13 protein-coding genes and 2 pseudogenes are annotated in these 16,659 nt (G+C 72.1%); 9 read left to right on the top strand and 6 right to left on the bottom strand.

Annotated features, from left to right (window positions below; translation table 11 throughout):
* Positions 1 to 9 precede the first annotated feature (9 nt).
* The gene (locus IFT45_RS02580; protein WP_156370104.1) at positions 10 to 618 is read right to left on the bottom strand and encodes a DNA modification methylase; all 609 of its coding nucleotides are present in this window, start codon (positions 616 to 618) and stop codon (positions 10 to 12) included.
* A 109-nt stretch (positions 619 to 727) separates the two neighbouring features.
* Between IFT45_RS02580 and IFT45_RS02575 the strand changes: the two genes are divergently transcribed.
* The 4 genes and pseudogenes from IFT45_RS02575 (at position 728) to rlmB (ending at position 5,033) form a co-directional block, all read left to right on the top strand.
* Positions 728 to 1,210 (top strand): CarD family transcriptional regulator, encoded by a 483-nt coding sequence (locus tag IFT45_RS02575; RefSeq protein ID WP_043597211.1) that lies wholly within the window; start codon positions 728 to 730, stop codon positions 1,208 to 1,210.
* Positions 1,200 to 2,429, top strand: a pseudogene (gene ispD / locus IFT45_RS02570) (2-C-methyl-D-erythritol 4-phosphate cytidylyltransferase); the annotation flags it as partial. The gene IFT45_RS02575 and the pseudogene ispD, both read left to right, overlap by 11 nt.
* Positions 2,430 to 2,577: 148 nt before the next feature.
* On the top strand, positions 2,578 to 3,996 hold the full coding sequence (gene cysS / locus IFT45_RS02565) for a cysteine--tRNA ligase (protein ID WP_192046269.1): 1,419 nt from the start codon (positions 2,578 to 2,580) through the stop codon (positions 3,994 to 3,996).
* Entirely contained in the window at positions 3,993 to 5,033 is a 1,041-nt protein-coding gene (rlmB, locus tag IFT45_RS02560; RefSeq protein ID WP_192126532.1) for a 23S rRNA (guanosine(2251)-2'-O)-methyltransferase RlmB, read from the top strand. Before cysS ends, rlmB begins: the two co-directional genes overlap by 4 nt.
* A gap of 90 nt (positions 5,034 to 5,123) precedes the next feature.
* Here the strand turns inward: rlmB and IFT45_RS02555 are convergent, their stop codons facing one another.
* Together IFT45_RS02555 and IFT45_RS02550 are read right to left on the bottom strand one after the other, a co-directional pair.
* Positions 5,124 to 6,419: a DUF4032 domain-containing protein gene (locus tag IFT45_RS02555; RefSeq protein ID WP_056057045.1), complete on the bottom strand. Its 1,296-nt coding sequence runs from the start codon at positions 6,417 to 6,419 to the stop codon at positions 5,124 to 5,126.
* A 134-nt stretch (positions 6,420 to 6,553) separates the two neighbouring features.
* A complete protein-coding gene (locus tag IFT45_RS02550; protein WP_192126530.1) occupies positions 6,554 to 7,654 on the bottom strand; it encodes an ABC transporter ATP-binding protein in 1,101 nt (366 codons plus the stop codon).
* A 308-nt stretch (positions 7,655 to 7,962) separates the two neighbouring features.
* On the opposite strand from IFT45_RS02550, the gene IFT45_RS02545 reads away from it, so the two are divergent.
* Positions 7,963 to 8,925 carry a thioredoxin domain-containing protein gene (locus tag IFT45_RS02545; protein WP_192126528.1) on the top strand — a complete coding sequence of 321 codons (963 nt, stop codon included), beginning with the start codon at positions 7,963 to 7,965 and terminating at the stop codon, positions 8,923 to 8,925.
* A gap of 43 nt (positions 8,926 to 8,968) precedes the next feature.
* Here the strand turns inward: IFT45_RS02545 and IFT45_RS02540 are convergent, their stop codons facing one another.
* Positions 8,969 to 9,562, bottom strand: a complete 594-nt coding sequence (locus IFT45_RS02540) for a YfcE family phosphodiesterase (protein ID WP_192046267.1) — start codon at positions 9,560 to 9,562, stop codon at positions 8,969 to 8,971.
* Between the two features lie 31 nt (positions 9,563 to 9,593).
* On the opposite strand from IFT45_RS02540, the gene IFT45_RS02535 reads away from it, so the two are divergent.
* The 4 genes and pseudogenes from IFT45_RS02535 to IFT45_RS02520 form a co-directional block, all read left to right on the top strand.
* Positions 9,594 to 10,370: a glycosyltransferase family 2 protein gene (locus tag IFT45_RS02535; protein ID WP_056057039.1), complete on the top strand. Its 777-nt coding sequence runs from the start codon at positions 9,594 to 9,596 to the stop codon at positions 10,368 to 10,370.
* Positions 10,371 to 10,548: 178 nt separating this feature from the next.
* On the top strand, positions 10,549 to 11,682 hold the full coding sequence (locus IFT45_RS02530) for an AI-2E family transporter (protein WP_185233682.1): 1,134 nt from the start codon (positions 10,549 to 10,551) through the stop codon (positions 11,680 to 11,682).
* A gap of 272 nt (positions 11,683 to 11,954) precedes the next feature.
* A complete protein-coding gene (locus IFT45_RS02525; protein ID WP_167261332.1) occupies positions 11,955 to 13,730 on the top strand; it encodes an MDR family MFS transporter in 1,776 nt (591 codons plus the stop codon).
* A pseudogene (locus IFT45_RS02520) lies at positions 13,711 to 14,052 on the top strand (MarR family transcriptional regulator); the annotation flags it as partial. The gene IFT45_RS02525 and the pseudogene IFT45_RS02520, both read left to right, overlap by 20 nt.
* Before the next feature lie 318 nt (positions 14,053 to 14,370).
* On the opposite strand, the gene IFT45_RS02515 reads toward IFT45_RS02520, so the two are convergent.
* The gene (locus IFT45_RS02515) at positions 14,371 to 15,414 is read right to left on the bottom strand and encodes an alcohol dehydrogenase catalytic domain-containing protein (RefSeq protein WP_192126526.1); all 1,044 of its coding nucleotides are present in this window, start codon (positions 15,412 to 15,414) and stop codon (positions 14,371 to 14,373) included.
* Between the two features lie 256 nt (positions 15,415 to 15,670).
* Positions 15,671 to 16,612 carry an ROK family protein gene (locus tag IFT45_RS02510; protein ID WP_185233677.1) on the bottom strand — a complete coding sequence of 314 codons (942 nt, stop codon included), beginning with the start codon at positions 16,610 to 16,612 and terminating at the stop codon, positions 15,671 to 15,673.
* Positions 16,613 to 16,659 lie beyond the last annotated feature (47 nt).

Here is a 16,659-nt window from a genome sequence, read left to right as displayed (position 1 = left end):
CGCGTGCCGCTACGGGGTCGGCGTGGCCGAGGGCGTGCCGTCCTCGGGCGACGGGAGCGTCGTCGACTCGGCGGAGGGCGCCGTGGTCTCGCCCGGCGTCGGGAGCAGGGTCGCGTACTCGGAGAGCTCGCCGGTCAGCACGGGCACCTGCAGGCTCTTGCCGGTCTCGGTGCCGTACTGGACGAAGACGGGCAGCAGCGCGCCGGGGGTGACGTCGAGGTCGCTCATCACGAACTGCTCCTGGCCGACCTCGGTGCCGAGGTCGACCTGCGAGTTCGCGTCGACGTCGACGGTCTGCGTCTCGTCGCCCGACTCGGTCTCGTACTGGAAGCTCACCTGCGCGGCGTCGTCGCCGCTGTTGACGATCGACATGACGAGGCTGGCCTCGGCGCCGTCCTCGGTCAGGGCCAGCGCGTTGAGCACCTTGACGTCGCCGACCGTGACGCTCGTGCCGTCGCTGGCGTCGTAGAACTGGGTCGTGCGCTGGGGGCTGATGAAGTTGCAGCCGGCGGCGACGACGAGCACGGCGGCACCCACGGTGGCGGCGGCGAGGGCGCGGACGCCTCGACGGTCAATTGCAGATGCGACTCGCACGAGTGCCTCCAGGATCCAGTTCACGGCAAAGGTCTGCCCCAGCTTAGCGAGGGCAGAGCGGGGCGGTTCGTCAGGGCAGCCTTACCACCGACCTTCCATGGTATCCTGGGCGTCGCAGAATGGAGCCTGATTCATGCAGTTCGAGGTCGGAGAGACCGTCGTCTACCCCCATCACGGGGCCGCGACGATCTCTGAAGTCAAGAAGCGGATCATCAAGGGCGAAGAGAAGCTGTACCTCAAGCTTCGCGTCACCCAGGGTGATCTGACCATCGAGGTACCCGCAGACAACGTCGACCTGGTCGGCGTCCGGGACGTCATCGGCAAAGAGGGGCTCGACCGCGTGTTCGACGTCCTCCGTGCGCCGTTCACGGAAGAACCCACCAACTGGTCCCGCCGCTACAAGGCGAACCTGGAGAAGCTCGCGTCGGGCGACGTCATCAAGGTGTCCGAGGTCGTCCGCGACCTGTGGCGCCGCGACCAGGACCGCGGGTTGTCCGCCGGCGAGAAGCGCATGCTCGCCAAGGCCCGCCAGATCCTGATCAGCGAGCTCGCCCTCGCGGAGAAGACCGACGAAGAGAAGGCGTCGAGCGTCCTCGACGAGGTTCTTGCGTCCTAGCACCACCGACGACCGCACGGTCGGCTCCCTGACGGGGGTCGGTCGGGCGGTCGTCGTCGTCGCGGCCGGGAGCGGCACGCGTCTCGGCCTCGGCACGCCGAAGGCCTTCGTCGAGGTGGCCGGGCGCAGCATCCTGGCCCGCTCGCTCGACGCCGTGCTCGCCTCGGCGGTGCCCACCCAGATCGTCGTGGTCGTGCCGCAGGAGCAGCTCGCCGACGCCACGGAGCTCGTCGTCGCGGCGGCCGGGCACGTCGCCGACCACGTCGCGGTGGTCGCGGGAGGCGCCAGCCGACAGGCCAGCGTCGCCGCCGGCCTCGGGGCGGTCGCCCCCGACGTCGCGACCGTCCTGGTGCACGACTGCGCGCGCCCCTTCACCCCCACCGCCCAGTTCGACCTCGTCGCGTCGACGGTCGAGGCGACCGGACGCGGCGTCGTGCCGGGGCTCCCCGTCAGCGACACGATCAAGCGCGTGGACGCGGCCGGCACGGTGCTCGACACCGTCGACCGCTCCGAGCTGGTCGCGATGCAGACCCCCCAGGGCTTCCCGCGGGCGGCCCTCGACGCCGCCTACGCCGCGGCCCGGGCCGAGCACACCGACGACGCCGCCCTGTTCGCGGCGGCCGGCCACGAGGTCGTCGTCGTCGAGGGCGACCCCGTCGCGTTCAAGATCACCACCCGGTGGGACCTCCAACGCGCCGAGACGATCGCGGCGCAGCAGGCCGCGGCGGTCGGCGCTCCCGACCCGCGCCTCCGGCCCGACCCCGCCCTGCGCACCGGGCTCGGCATCGACGTCCACGCGTTCGACCCGGCCGCGCCGCTGCACCTCGGCCTCCTGCACTTCGAGGGCGAGGCGGGCCTGGCCGGCCACAGCGACGGCGACGCCGTCGCGCACGCCGTCGTCGACGCCCTCCTCTCGGCCGCCGGCCTCGGCGACATCGGCTCGATGTTCGGCACCGACGACCCGCGCTTCGCCGGCGCGAGCGGCGAGGTCTTCCTCACCGCGGCCGTCGAGCGCCTGACGCACGCGGGCGTCGACGTCGTCGACGTCGCCGTCCAGGTCGTCGGCAACCGGCCCCGGCTCTCCGCCCGCCGCCTCGAGATGGAGGAGCGGCTGATGCAGGTCGTCGGCGCTCCCGTCAGCGTGTCGGCCACGACCACCGACGGGCTCGGCTTCACCGGGCGCGGCGAGGGGCTCACGGCGATCGCGACCGCGCTGGTGTCGGTCGTCGACCCGGCGGCGCGCACCGCGCCTCCTCGGGGCCCTGGCTCCGCCTCCGCTCCGGCACGGGGCGCCGTCGCCCCGACCTCGCTCACCGACGACGGGTCGTCCGACCCGTCCGCCGACGACCACTGAATAGGCTGACCGCGTGACCATCCGCCTCTACGACTCCCGCGAGCAGGCGCTCGTCGACTTCGTCCCCCTCGAGCCCGGCCGGGTGGGGCTGTACGTCTGCGGGCCCACCGTGCAGTCGTCGCCGCACATCGGCCACCTGCGCAGCGCGCTGGTCTACGACCTGTGGCGCCGCTGGTTCACCTACCGCGGCCTCGACGTCACCCTGGTGCGCAACGTCACCGACATCGACGACAAGATCCTCGCGCTCTCGAGCGGCACCGACGAGGAGTGGTGGGCGCGCGCCTACCGCTACGAGCTCGAGTTCACCGCGGGGTACCAGGCGCTCGGCGTGCTGCCGCCGACCTACGAGCCGCGCGCGACCGCGAGCGTCACCGAGATGCAGCAGATCGTCGCGACGCTGATCGAGCGCGGGCACGCCTACGCCGCGCCCGACGGCTCGGGCGACGTGTACTTCGACACCGCGAGCTGGCCGAGCTACGGCGCCCTGACCAACCAGGGCCTCGACGACATGGCCCCCGCGGCCGACGCCGACCCGCGCGGCAAGCGCGACCCCCGCGACTTCGCGCTCTGGAAGGGCGCGAAGGCCGACGAGCCCGCCTCGGCGAGCTGGTCGTCGCCGTGGGGCGACGGCCGGCCCGGCTGGCACATCGAGTGCTCGGCGATGTCGAAGCGCTACCTGGGCAGCGCCTTCGACATCCACGGCGGCGGCCTCGACCTGCGGTTCCCGCACCACGAGAACGAGCTGGCCCAGTCGACCGCGGCCGGCGACGCCTTCGCGCACCACTGGCTGCACAACGGCCTCGTCGCCGTCGACGGCCAGAAGATGTCGAAGTCGCTCGGCAACTCGATCTTCGCCGCCGACTTCCTCGCCCTCGCGCGGCCGGTCGTCGTCCGCTACTTCCTCAGCGCGGCGCACTACCGCTCGACCATCGACTACCACGACGGCGCGCTCGTCGAGGCGGAGGCCGCGCTCGACCGCGTCGAGACGTTCCTCTCCCGCGCCGAGCGCCGTCTGGCCGACACCCGCTTCGCCGGTGTCGGCGCCCGTGTCGTGCCCGACGAGTTCGCCGAGGCGATGGACGACGACCTCAACGTGCCGCAGGCGATCGCCGTGCTGCACGACGCCGTCCGGTCGGGCAACGTCGCCCTCGACGACGGCGACCTCGACACGGCCGCCCGCGACCGCCAGCACGTCGCCGCCATGGTGGCCGTGCTGGGCATCGACCCGCTGGCGCCCGAGTGGCGCGGAGACGACGAGGGCGACGCGCACCGCGCGCTCGGCACCCTCGTCGAGACCCTCCTCGCCAGCCGCCAGGAAGCCAGGGCCGCGCGCGACTTCGCGCAGGCCGACCGCGTACGCGAGATGCTGGCGTCCGCCGGCGTCACCATCGAAGACACCCCCAGCGGGTCGCATTGGAGCCTCGAACAGTGAAGAACACCAGCGGAGCGAACAAGGGGCGGCCGAGCAGCAGCGCCGTCCGCAAGGGCAGCAAGGGCAAGCAGGTCGGCAGCGGCGGCCAGGGGCGCCAAGCGCTCGAGGGCAAGAAGCCCACGCCCGCCGCGGAGGACCGCCCGTACCACCCCGCGGGCAAGGCGAAGGCGGCGCGCGAGCGCCTCGACGCCGCCCGGGGCCGCGGGGGCAACGGTCCTCGCGCCGGGTCGCCGATCGCCGGCCGCGGCGGGCAGGACGCCCCCCGCCGCAAGCCGAAGACCTCCGACGACAGCGAGATGGTCACCGGCCGCAACTCGGTGCTCGAGGCCCTGCGCACGCGCATCCCCGCCTCGACGCTCTACATCGCGGCGCGCATCGAGATGGACGACCGCACGAAGGAGATCCTCAACCTCGCGACGCGTCGCGGGCTGCCGATCCTCGAGGTCATGCGCCCCGAGCTCGACCGCCTCACGGGCCCCGACTCGGTGCACCAGGGCGTCGCCCTCAAGGTGCCGCCGTACGAGTACGCGCACCCGGTCGACCTGCTCGAGGGCTCGATCAAGCGTCGCCAGAACCCGCTCTTCGTCGCGCTCGACGGCATCACCGACCCGCGCAACCTCGGCGCGATCATCCGCTCGGTCGCCGCGTTCGGCGGCCAGGGCGTCATCATCCCGCAGCGTCGCTCAGTCGGCCTCACCGCCTCGGCGTGGAAGACCTCGGCCGGTGCCGCGGCGCGCATCCCCGTCGCGATGGCGTCGAACCTGACGCAGACCCTCAAGTCGTTCAAGGACCAGGGCGTCTTCGTGCTGGGCCTCGACGGCGACGGCGACGTCATGCTGCCGGGCCTCGAGCTCGCCGACCGCCCGCTCGTGGTCGTCGTGGGCAGCGAGGGCAAGGGCCTCTCGCGCATCGTCGCCGAGACCTGCGACGCCATCGTGTCGATCCCGATCACGGGCGCCGTCGAGTCGCTGAACGCCGGCATGGCCGCGAGCGTCACGCTCTACGAGATCTCGAAGCTGCGCGCCGAGCGCTCGTAGCGCTCGTCAGCCCCGACACAGAGGAGGCGCGGCGCCGGTCGACCGGCACCGCGCCTCCTCTGCGTGGTCACGGAAGGGACCGCGTCGGGGTCAGACCTTGGAGCGCCAGTCGTCGTCGTCGTCCTCGGCCTCGAGCAGCTCGGCGTCGGGCAGGGTGATCGACTCGGTGGCCGGGTCGATGACGGTGCGCTCGTCACGGCGGTGCCGCAGCACGTCGTTGATGTACGAGGTCAGCGCCTCGGCGATGGGCACGTCGCGGTTCTCCTGCTGCGAGCGGTACCAGCGGTGCTCGAGCAGCTGGTGGAAGACCTCCGCCGGCTCGAGGCGGCCGCGGAGGTCGCGGGGGATGGACCGGACGACCGGCTCGAACACCCGGGCGGCCCACTCGTGCGCCACCATCTCCTCGTCCGCGTCGGTGTTGCCGGTGCGCAGCCGGTAGGCGTCGAGGTCGTTGAGGAGGCGCCGGGCCTGGTTCTCCTCCACGTCGAGGCCGGTGAGGCGCAGCAGGCGGCGGGAGTGGTGGCCGGCGTCGACGACCTTGGGCTGGATGCGCACCTGGGTGCCGCCCTCGGCCGTCTTGATCGCGAGCTCCTCGATGTCGAAGCCGAGGTCGTTGAGCCGCTCGACCCGGTCGGTGATGCGCCAGCGCTCCGAGCTGGAGAACGTCTCGCTGCCGGTCAGCTCCGTCCAGAGGCTGCGGTACTTCGCGACGATGCCGTTGCTGACGTCGACGGCGTCGAGGTTGTCGTCGAGGCGTCCGCCGGCCTCGAGGTCGAGCAGCTCGCCGGCGATGTTGACGCGGGCGACCTCGAGGTCGTTCTCGCGCTGGCCGTTCGAGAGCCCGCCCGGGTAGAGCTTGCCGGTCTCGGCGTCGACCAGGTACGCCGCGAAGGCCCCCGCGTCGCGCCGGAAGAGCGTGTTCGAGAGCGAGACGTCGCCCCAGTAGAAGCCGATGACGTGTAGGCGCACGAGCAGCAGGGCCAGCGCGTCGACGAGCCGCTTCGCGGTGTCGGGGCGGAGGGTCTGCGAGTACAGCGCCCGGTAGGGCAGCGAGAACTTGAGGTGCCGCGTGACGAGCACGGGGTTGAGGGGCGAGCCGTCGACGTCGCGCCGGTTCGTGATGACCGCCAGGGGGTCGACGCAGGGGATGTCCATCCGCTGCAGGGTGCGGAGCATCTCGTACTCGCCCCGGGCCATCTCGCCCGAGGTCTCCTTGATCGCGATCACGTAGCCGCTGAGGTGCGCGAAGCGCACCAGGTGCCGCGAGATGCCCTTCGGCAGGGCCGCGATGGCCTCGTCGGGCCACTCGTCGAGGGGGAGGGACCACGGCAGGTCGAGCAGCGCCGGGTCGACGGTGGCCGAGGTGATGTTGAGGGAGTCGCTCATGGGTCTTCTCTGGTCGGACGGCCGGGGCGCGCCGGGCGATCGGGGGTGGTCGGGGGCGGAACGGGCGATCGGCCCGCCGGGTCGCTCGGAGAGGTTCTCCTGGCGACGCGACGGGCCGATCGGGGGTGCGGGGGCTACGCGCTGACGACGGCCTTGTCGCCGAGGCGCTGGCCGCTCTCGGTGTCGAAGACGTGCACGTGGTGCGCCTGCGGCGTGATGTAGATCGTGTCGCCGAGGCCCGGGTGGTTGCGGCCGTCGACGCGCACGACGATGTCGACGCGCGCGCCGTCGACCTCGGTGTGGCCGTAGAGGTAGCCGTCGGCGCCGAGCTCCTCGACCACGTCGACGGTGACCGCGAGGCCCGCGCCGGTGGTGTTGACCACGACGTCCTCGGGGCGGACGCCCACGGTGACGCTCTTGCCGTTGGCCTGGCCGACGGTGTCGCGGTCGACCGAGGTGACGGCCGTGCCGAACTTGATGCCGCCGTCGACGACGTCGGCGGGCAGGAGGTTCATGGCCGGCGAGCCGATGAAGCCGGCGACGAAGACGTTCTGCGGCTTCTCGTACAGGTCGCGGGGGGTGCCGACCTGCTGCAGGACGCCGTCCTTGAGGACCGCGATGCGGTCGCCCATGGTCAGGGCCTCGGTCTGGTCGTGGGTGACGTAGACCGTGGTGACGCCGAGGCGACGCTGCAGGGAGGCGATCTGGGTGCGGGTCTGGACGCGGAGCTTGGCGTCGAGGTTCGACAGCGGCTCGTCCATGAGGAAGACCTGGGGCTGGCGCACGATGGCGCGGCCCATGGCGACGCGCTGACGCTGACCACCGGAGAGGGCCTTGGGCTTGCGCGAGAGGTAGGGCTCGAGGTCGAGCAGCTTCGCGGCCTCGAGGACGCGGGTCGCGCGCTCCTCCTTGCCGACGCCGGCGATCTTGAGCGCGAAGCCCATGTTCTCGGCGACGGTCATGTGCGGGTACAGCGCGTAGTTCTGGAACACCATCGCGATGTCGCGGTCCTTCGGCGGCACGTCGGTGACGTTGCGGTCGCCGATGAAGATGTCGCCGCTGTTGACCTCTTCGAGGCCGGCGAGCATGCGGAGGGTGGTCGACTTGCCGCAGCCCGAGGGGCCCACGAGGACGAGGAACTCGCCGTCGGCGACCTCGAGGTCGATGGCGTCGACCGCTGCGCGGGTCGAGCCGGGGTAGAGACGGGTTGCCTTGCTGAACGTCACGGACGCCATGATTCGTTTCTCCTTCACCGGCAGGTACGTGCCGGACGATCCGTTGTGAATGGACGGTGATCAACCGTGTTGGTCGACGATGACCACCGCGCCTCAGCATGCCACAGAACGGCCCCTGGCAGGGCCCCCGGACGGGTGGCCGGAGGGGGGTCGGGGGGATGGTGTCCGGACATCTCCCAGCGCGCTCTCCTAGGATCACGGGGGGCCGGAGGCGCGCCACGTGCTCTCCGACCCGCTCCGCCCTACCCGTCTGCCCCTCAACGACGCGACGCCCCGACCCCCGTCGCGCATCGGAGAACCGCACCCCCATGACTGAGAACGACAAGTCGCTGACCAAGAACCAGCGTCGGGCCGCCGCCCGCGAGAAGGCGCAGCTCGCCCGCAAGAAGCAGAAGCGCCGTCAGCGGACGAGCCGCTGGGTGCTGCAGGGCGGCCTCGGCCTGGTCGTCGTCGCGATCGTCGTCGGCGTCGTGCTGGTCATCACGAACAGCATCAAGCCGGCCGGCCCCGGCCCCGCCAACATGGCGAGCGACGGCATCCGCATCGGCCAGGACTTCGTCGCGCAGACGACCCCCGCGCTCGACGCGGGCGACGAGCCCGTCGCGACGGAGACCACGGCGGCCTCCGACACCGTCGACATCGTCGTCTACCTCGACTACCTCTGCCCGATCTGCGGCCAGTTCGAGGCGGCCAACAACGACTACATCGCCGGCCTCGTGTCGTCGGGCGCCGCGACGGTCGAGTACCACCCGATCGCGATCCTGACCAACAGCTCGCTGGGCACGAAGTACTCGAACCGAGCCGCGAACGCCGCCGCCTGCGTCGCGAACTACTCGCCCGACTCCTTCTTCGACTTCAACACCGCCATGTTCGAGCAGCAGCCGGAGGAGGGCACGCGCGGCCTCGACGACTCGCAGCTCGCCGACATCGCCACGGGCGTCGACGGCGTGCAGCAGGCCTCGGCGATCGAGACCTGCATCGACGACCAGACGTTCGCCTCCTGGGTCAGCGCCTCGACCGAGCGCGTGCTCGACGGGCCGCTGCCGAACAGCGACGTCGAGACCTTCCGCGGCACGCCCACCGTCCTGGTCAACGGCCAGCAGTACGACCCGAGCCTGCCGTTCACCAACGAGGAGTTCCGCAACTTCGTCGTGACCGCGGCCGGCAACAGCTACTCCGACTCGGCGACGTCGACGGCCACGCCGACGCCCGAGCCCACCGAGTCGGCACCGGCCGAGACGCCGGCCCCGGCCGAGACTCCCGCCTCCTAGCCGCGGCGACTCCCCGGCCCGACCGCCCCGGCTCGCGTCGCCGTCAGTCGCGGCGGCGCGGGTGGGGCACGATCACGTCGATCTCCCGCACCGGCCCCGCGGGCAGGTCGGCCCGGCGCGACCGGGTCGTCGGCCGGAGCGGCAGCTCGTGCAGCACGACGTCGCGCACGGTGCCCGCGTCGAGCACGAGGCTGAGGTACGTGGCCCGCGGCTGTCGCCGCTTGTCGGTCGGTGACCCGGGGTTGAGCAGACGCGTGCCGGAGGCGGTGGTCGAGTCCCACGGGATGTGGCTGTGGCCGAAGAGCAGCAGGTCGGTCTCGGGGTGGAGGCGGTCCGCCCGGGCCTCCCGCGCCTCCTTCTGTCCCGTCTCGTGGACGACGGCGACGCGGACGCCGTCGATCGTCTCGCGAGCCACCTCCGGCAGCCGGGCCCGGAGCTCGTCGCCGTCGTTGTTGCCCCAGACGCCGACCAGGCGTCGGGAGCGACGCTCGAACTCGTCGAGGATCGCGATGCCGGTCCAGTCGCCGGCGTGCACGACGACGTCGGCGGCCTCGACCGCCGCCCAGAGCTCGTCGGGCACGGCGCGGGCCTTCTGCGGCACGTGGGTGTCGGACACGACGACGACGGTGGTGGTCACCGGCCCAGGCTAGGCGCGGTTGACTGGGCCGGTGCGAGTCTCCGTCGTGATCCCGGTCCGTGACGACGCGCGGCACCTCGAGGCCTGCCTCCGGTCGCTCGCGCGCCAGACGCGGCTGCCCGACGAGGTGCTCGTGGTCGACAACGGCAGCACCGACGACACCGTGGCGGTCGCGACCGCGGCGGGTGCGCGCGTCGTCACCGAGCCCGTCGTCGGGATCGCGGCCGCCGCCTCCACCGGGTACGACGCCGCGACCGGCGACCTGATCGGCCGCTGCGACGCCGACAGCGTGCTGCCGCGCACCTGGGTCGCCGAGCTCGCGGCCACCCTCGAGGCCGACGGCGACGTGCTCGCGGTCACGACGAACGCCCGCTTCTACGACGCGCCCGTGGGGGCCCAGAGGCTGCTCTCGGCGGCGTACGTCGGCGCGTACCACTGGCTCGTGGGCTCGGCGCTGGCGCACTGGCCGCTGTTCGGGTCGACCATGATGATGCGCCGGTCGGCGTGGGCCGCCGTGAGCGACGTCGTGCACCGCCGCGACACGGGGCTGCACGACGACATGGACCTCGCCCTCCACCTCGGCGACCTGGCGCCGACGCGGGGCGGCCGCCTCGTCTACCGGCGCGACGTCGTGGCGGGCATCTCGGCGCGGCCGTTCGACCGGGGCGCCGACCCGGGGCTGCGGACGCGGCGCGCGCTGCGGGTCTTCGCGGTGCACGGGCGCTCGGGGGTGCCGTTCACCCGCTGGTGGCGGGCCGACCCGCTGCGCACGCGCGCCGTCTGGCGTCGTCTGCGGCCCCGCGCCTGACGGGCCCCGCGGCTCCGCCCGGCGGCTCCGCCCGGCGGCTCCTCTCCCGTCGCCCGCGTGGCAGGTGGCCCTCCGGGCCCCTCAGGTAGTTCGATGAGACGGTCGTGCACCGCACGACGTCGTCGCACGCCCTCCGGCCGCGCACCATGACCACCACACAGAACGACGAGGACGAACCGTGGGACTCTTCCGCACCAAGGACGCCGAGGTGGTCGAGCACAACGCCGCCGTCCAGAGCAGCATCTGGACCGACGCGTTCGGCCGCCTGGCCATCCGCAGCCTGCAGATCATCGCCGTCGTCGTCGTCGGCATCGCCGTGATCTACACCTTCCTCTCGCTGAGCCTCGTCACGCTGCCCGTGCTGCTCGCGCTGATCTTCGCCTCGGCGATGTACCCGCTGATCGCCTTCCTGCGCCGGCACCGGGTGCCGAGCCTCCTCGCCACGATCATCGCCCTGCTCGGCGTCGTGGTCGTGCTGGGCCTCGTCGGCTGGCTGCTCGTCTGGGCCGTCGAGAACCAGGCGTCGACGCTCGCCAAGTCGGCGACGGAGGGCTTCAACCAGCTTCAGGACTGGATCACCACCCTGCCGTTCTCGATCACCGACGACCAGATCGAGTCCGTGCGGAACACCGTCGTCGACTTCGTGACGAGCGCGCAGTTCGGCTCGGGCGCCCTCGCCGGCGCGAGTGCGATCGGCAGCTTCGCGACCGGACTCGTGCTGATGATCGTCGTGCTGTTCTTCTTCCTCAAGGACGGCCCGGCCATCTGGGAGTTCCTCCTCCGCCCGTTCAAGGGCGAGCAGTACGCCCGGGCCCGTCGCATCGGCGACAAGACGGTCGCCACCCTCGGCGGCTACGTGCGCGGCACGGCCACCGTCGCCGCGGTCGACGCGATCGGCATCGGCATCGGCCTCGCGATCATCGGCGTGCCGCTGGCGCTGCCCCTGGCCGTGGTCGTCTTCCTCACCGCGTTCATCCCGCTCGTCGGCGCCACCGCCGCGGGCATCCTCGCGGCGCTCGTCGCCCTCGTGGCCAACGGGCCCGTGGCAGCCATCTGGGTCATCGCGGTCGTCGTGCTCGTCAACCAGCTCGAGGGCAACTTCCTCCAGCCGGTGCTGATGGGCCGCACCCTGCAGCTGCACGGCCTCGTCATCCTGGTCGCCCTGACCGCCGGCACCATCCTCGGCGGCGTCGTCGGCGCGGTCATCGCCGTGCCGCTGATGGCCGTCGTCTGGGGCATCACGCAGGTGTGGAACGGCGAGCACCAGCCGGCGGAGATGTTCCGGAAGAAACGGCCGGAGGAAGTGCGCTAGCCCGCGAGGGCCTGCCGGAGGCGCGGTGTGCGGAGGACGCACACCGCGCCTCCGTCGTGTGCGGACGGAGCTCGGGAAAAAGTCTGCACGATCTGCAGCGAGATGGTTGCGTTCCGTCAACTACGGCGTATCGTTGACGTTCAGCAACTACCTGACCAACGGCGGTCAGCGACCCCCATCTCAGAACGACCACGGAGCGCACCTTGTCGCAGACCACCACCGCCGCGGGCACGAAGCCCGCGGCTCCCCACGAACCGGGCGAAGCGCCCGGCATGAGCCACCGCGAAGTCCTCACGGCCCTGTCGGGCCTGCTGATGGGCATGCTCGTGGCGATCCTCTCGTCGACCGTCGTGTCGACCTCGCTGCCGCGCATCGTCAGCGACCTCAACGGCAGCCAGACCTCGTACACCTGGGTCATCACCGCCACGCTGCTCGCGACGACCGTCAGCACGCCCCTCTGGGGCAAGTTCTCTGACCTCACGAACCGCAAGGTGCTGCTGCAGGTGGCCCTCGTGCTGTTCGTGCTCGCGTCGGTCGCGGCCGGCTTCTCGCAGGACACCGCGACGCTGATCACCTTCCGCGTCTTCCAGGGCCTCGGCGCCGGCGGCCTCACCGCCCTGGTGCAGGTCGTCATGAGCGACATCATCAGCCCGCGTGAGCGCGGCCGGTACATGGGCTACCTCGGCGCCGTGATGAGCGTCGGCACGATCGGCGGCCCGCTGCTCGGCGGCGTGCTCACCGACACCATCGGCTGGCGCTGGAACTTCTTCGTCGGCGTGCCCGTCGGCATCGCCGCGCTGATCGTCATCCAGCGCACGCTGCACCTGCCCGCCAAGCCGAAGAAGAAGGTCGTGGTCGACTACTGGGGCGCCGGGCTGATCGCCGGCGGCGTCTCGCTGCTGCTCATCTGGGTGTCGCTCGGCGGCAAGCAGTTCGAGTGGGCCTCGGCCACCAGCTGGCTGATGGGCCTCGGCGCAGCTGTGCTGCTCGCCCTCGCCGTCGTCGTGGAGTTCCGCTCGAAGGAGCCGATCATCCCGCTCACGCTGTTCAAGAACCGCACCTTCACCTTCGCGGTGATCGCCTCGCTGAGCGTCGGCGTCGCGATGTTCGGCACCAGCGTCTTCCTCGGCCAGTACATGCAGCTGGCCCGCGGCCAGTCGCCGACCATGGCGGGCATCCTGACCCTGCCGATGGTGCTCGGCCTGCTCATCTCGTCGATGGTCGCCGGTGCGCTCATCTCGAAGTACGGCAAGTGGAAGCCCTACATGATCGTGGGCTCGATCCTCCTCGCCGCCGGCCTCTTCCTCATGTCGACCATCGAGTACGACACGAACTTCGCCGTCGTCTCCGTCTTCATGGCGATGATGGGGCTCGGCATCGGCATGGTCATGCAGAACCTCGTGCTCGTCGTGCAGAACTCCGTCGACGTGAGCGTCGTCGGCGCCGCCTCCTCGAGCGTCGCGTTCTTCCGCAGCCTCGGCGGCACGATCGGCGTCTCGGTCATGGGCGCCGTGCTCGGCACGAAGGTCTCGGGCTACATCACCGACGGCCTCACCGACGCCGGCGTCGACCCGAGCGCGCTCGGCAGCGGCGAGTCGACCACGAGCATCCCCGACCTCAGCACCGTGCCCGGCCCGATCCGCACCATCATCGAGTCGGCCTACGGCCAGGGCGTCGCCGACGTCTTCCTCATCGCGGCCCCGCTCGCGATCATCACCATCGTGTTCGTCTGCCTGCTGCCGAACGTCGAGCTCGGCACGAAGTCGGGCATCCAGCGCGCAGCCGCGGCCGGCCCCCAGGGAGGCGCGGCACCGGTCGACGGAGCCGCCGCCTCCCCGGCGACCAAGGGCGCCGCGGCGACCGCCGGGCTCGCGCCCGCGGTCTCGAGCGCCCCGGCCGAGGCGCAGCCGCGCACCGGGACCGTCGATACGATCATCGCGACCGGGGCCGCCGAGGTGGCGGGCCACCCCGTGTCCGACGACGAGCTGAGCGAGAGCCCGGTGTTCTCGTCCCTGGTCGAGGAGAAGGATGTCGCAGCCGATCGATGACGGCCAGCCGGGAGGCGCGGTGCTCGACGCCCCGCGCCTCCCCGAGGCCGACGACGAGGGCCGAGAAGGCCTGATGGCCAGCGTGGTCGACGAGATCGGCTCGCTCATGGTGGAGGCCAAGCGCACCATCGCCGCCGCGGCCTCCCGCTTCGACCCCGACGTGCCGCCGACGGCGTTCTACGTGCTGCGCTACGTGATGAAGCACCAGCCCTGCACGGCCGGCGAGATCGTCCGTGCGATGGCGATGGACAAGAGCGCCGTGAGCCGGCAGGTCGCCCTGCTGCGCGACGCCGGGTTCGTCGACGTCGTTGCCGACGCCTCCGACGGCCGTGTCTCGACGCTGCGCAGCACCGAGCGGGCCGAGGCGCGCATGCTCGAGGTCCGGCACGAGAACCGCGCCGTGTTCCGCAGCCACGTCGAGGGCTGGACGGACGACGAGCTCGCCCAGTTCTCGGGCTGGCTGCACCGCTTCAACACGCCCGCCGGCCCGCGGTAGGCGACCCGCGACTCCTCGGGGTCGACGGCGGGCGACCACGACAGCGACGGGCTGACACCGTCGCCCGGGGTGGACGGACCCGCCCGGGGACGACCACGGCCCCCTCCCTGGTCGGGAGGGGGCCGTCGTCGTGCTGCGGGGCGACTAGATCGTGGCGGTGTCGATCACGAAGCGGTAGCGCACCTTGCTCGCGACGACGCGCTCGTAGGCCTCGTCGACCTGGTCGGCGCTGATCGTCTCGATCTCGGCGCCGATGTGGTGCTCGGCGCAGAAGTCGAGCATCTCCTGCGTCTCGCGGATGCCGCCGATGTTGGAGCCGGCGAGGCTGCGACGGCCCATGATGAGCGAGCCGGCGCGGAACGACTGCGGGTTCTCGGGCAGGCCGACGAAGACCATGGTGCCGTTGAGGCGCAGCGTGCGGGCGTAGGCGTCGATGTCCATGTCGGCCGAGATCGTGTTGATGATCAGGTCGAACGAGCTCTTCAGCTCGTCGAAGGTCGACGGGTCGCTCGACGCGTAGTAGTGGTCGGCGCCGAGCTTGAGGCCGTCCTCCTGCTTGGAGAGCGTCTGGCTGATGACGGTGACCTCGGCGCCCATGGCGTGCGCGATCTTGACGGCCATGTGGCCGAGCCCACCCATGCCGACGACGGCGACCTTCGTGCCGGGGCCGGTGCCCCAGTGCTTCAGGGGCGAGTAGGTGGTGATGCCGGCGCAGAGCAGCGGCGCGGCCTCGTCGAGCGCGATGCCCTCGGGGATCGACAGCACGTAGTTCTCGTTCGCGACGATCTGCGTGCTGTAGCCGCCGTAGGTCTCTTCGCCCGTGTACTCGCGGCCGTTGTAGGTGGGCACGTTGCCCTTGACGCAGAACTGCTCTTCGCCGGCGAGGCAGTTCTCGCACTCGCGGCAGCTGTCGACGAAGCAGCCGATGCCGACACGGTCGCCGACCTTGTGCTTCGTGACCTCGGAGCCGACCTCGGTGACGACGCCGGCGATCTCGTGGCCGGGCACCATCGGGAAGATGGCCTTGCCCCACTCCTCGCGGGCCTGGTGGATGTCGCTGTGGCAGATGCCGGCGAAGGCGATGTCGATCTGCACGTCGTGGGCGCCGACGTCGCGACGCTGGATGGTGCTGCGCTCGAACGAGGCGCCGGCCGAGGCGGCGACGAGAGCGGGGACGGTGGTGGGCACGGGGTTACCTCCGGGGGTTGCGGGTGTCTCGCGCGCCTGTGGGCGCGCTGATCTCCGACGACGCTGTGGGGGACGACACGAGCCTAGGCGCGCCTCCTGGGGGGCTGCTCCTGCCGGGAACGGTTCTCACGGGCCGGGTGCCGCGGGCGCGCGACCGCGGGCGAGTTCGACCCGCGCGGGCCAGTACGCGCGCCCGCTCGCGTCGAACTCGCCCACCGGGGCGGTCTGCGGCAGGCAGAAGCGGGGGAGGCGCGGGTCAGCCGAGCAGGCCGGCCTGCCACACGAGCGCGGCCGCCCCGACGAGCGGGCTCTCGTCGCTCAGCCCGGAGCGCACGACGCGCACCCGCCGCGCGTAGTCGTTGACCGGGGCCTCGTCGACGGTGCGGCGGACGAGGTCGAGGTAGTCGGCGCTGACGCGGGAGAACCCGCCGCCGATCGCGACGACGTCGAGGTCGAGCAGGGTGCTGACCGACGACACGGCCTCGCCGACGGCGTTCGCCGAGCGGCGCACGGCCGCGACGGCGAGGGGGTCGCCCTCGAGGTAGCCGGCCGCGAGGTCCTCCCCGCGCTCGCCCTGCCAGCCCTGCGCGCGGGCCCACGCCACGACGTTGGGGCCGGAGGCGATGACCTCGAGCGTCGCCGCCGAGGCGTTCTGGCCGGCGGGCCGGTCGGCGATCTGGATCTGGCCGATGTGCCCCGCGTTGCCGGTGCCGCCCGAGAGCAGGCGGCCGTTGACGATGAGGCCGCCGCCGACGCCGGTCGAGACCGTGATCGCGAGGGCGTTGTCGGCCCCCTGCGTCGCGCCGACCCAGTGCTCGGCCAGGGCGAGGCTGACGCCGTCGAGCCTCAGCGTGACCGGGGCGTCGGGGGCGACGACGCCCGCGACGAGCTCGGCGACCAGGTCGCGGAGCGGGAAGCCGCGCCACGAGGGGAGGTTGATGGGCGAGACCGTGCCGTGCACGAGGTCGACCGGGCCGGCGCTGCCGATGCCCGCGCCGACGACGACGTCGTCGGGCCCGACCGCGGCCAGGGCGTGCGCCACGACGTCGCGGACCGCCCCGGCCAGCTCGTCGCTGCTCGAGGCGCGGCCGGTCGGGCGGCGGTCGCGGCTGCCCGGGGCGAGCGTGCCGTCGGCGGCCACGAGGGCGGCCTCGACCTTCGTGCCGCCGACGTCGACGGCGAGAGCGTAGTCAGTCACGGCGACAGCGTACCGGGGCCCGTCGCCCGTGACGGCGGGCCTCGGTA

The organism is Frigoribacterium sp. CFBP 13707 (assembly GCF_014842245.1).
Classification (GTDB): domain Bacteria; phylum Actinomycetota; class Actinomycetes; order Actinomycetales; family Microbacteriaceae; genus Frigoribacterium; species Frigoribacterium endophyticum.
This window is presented reverse-complemented; position numbering and strand designations above follow the sequence as displayed.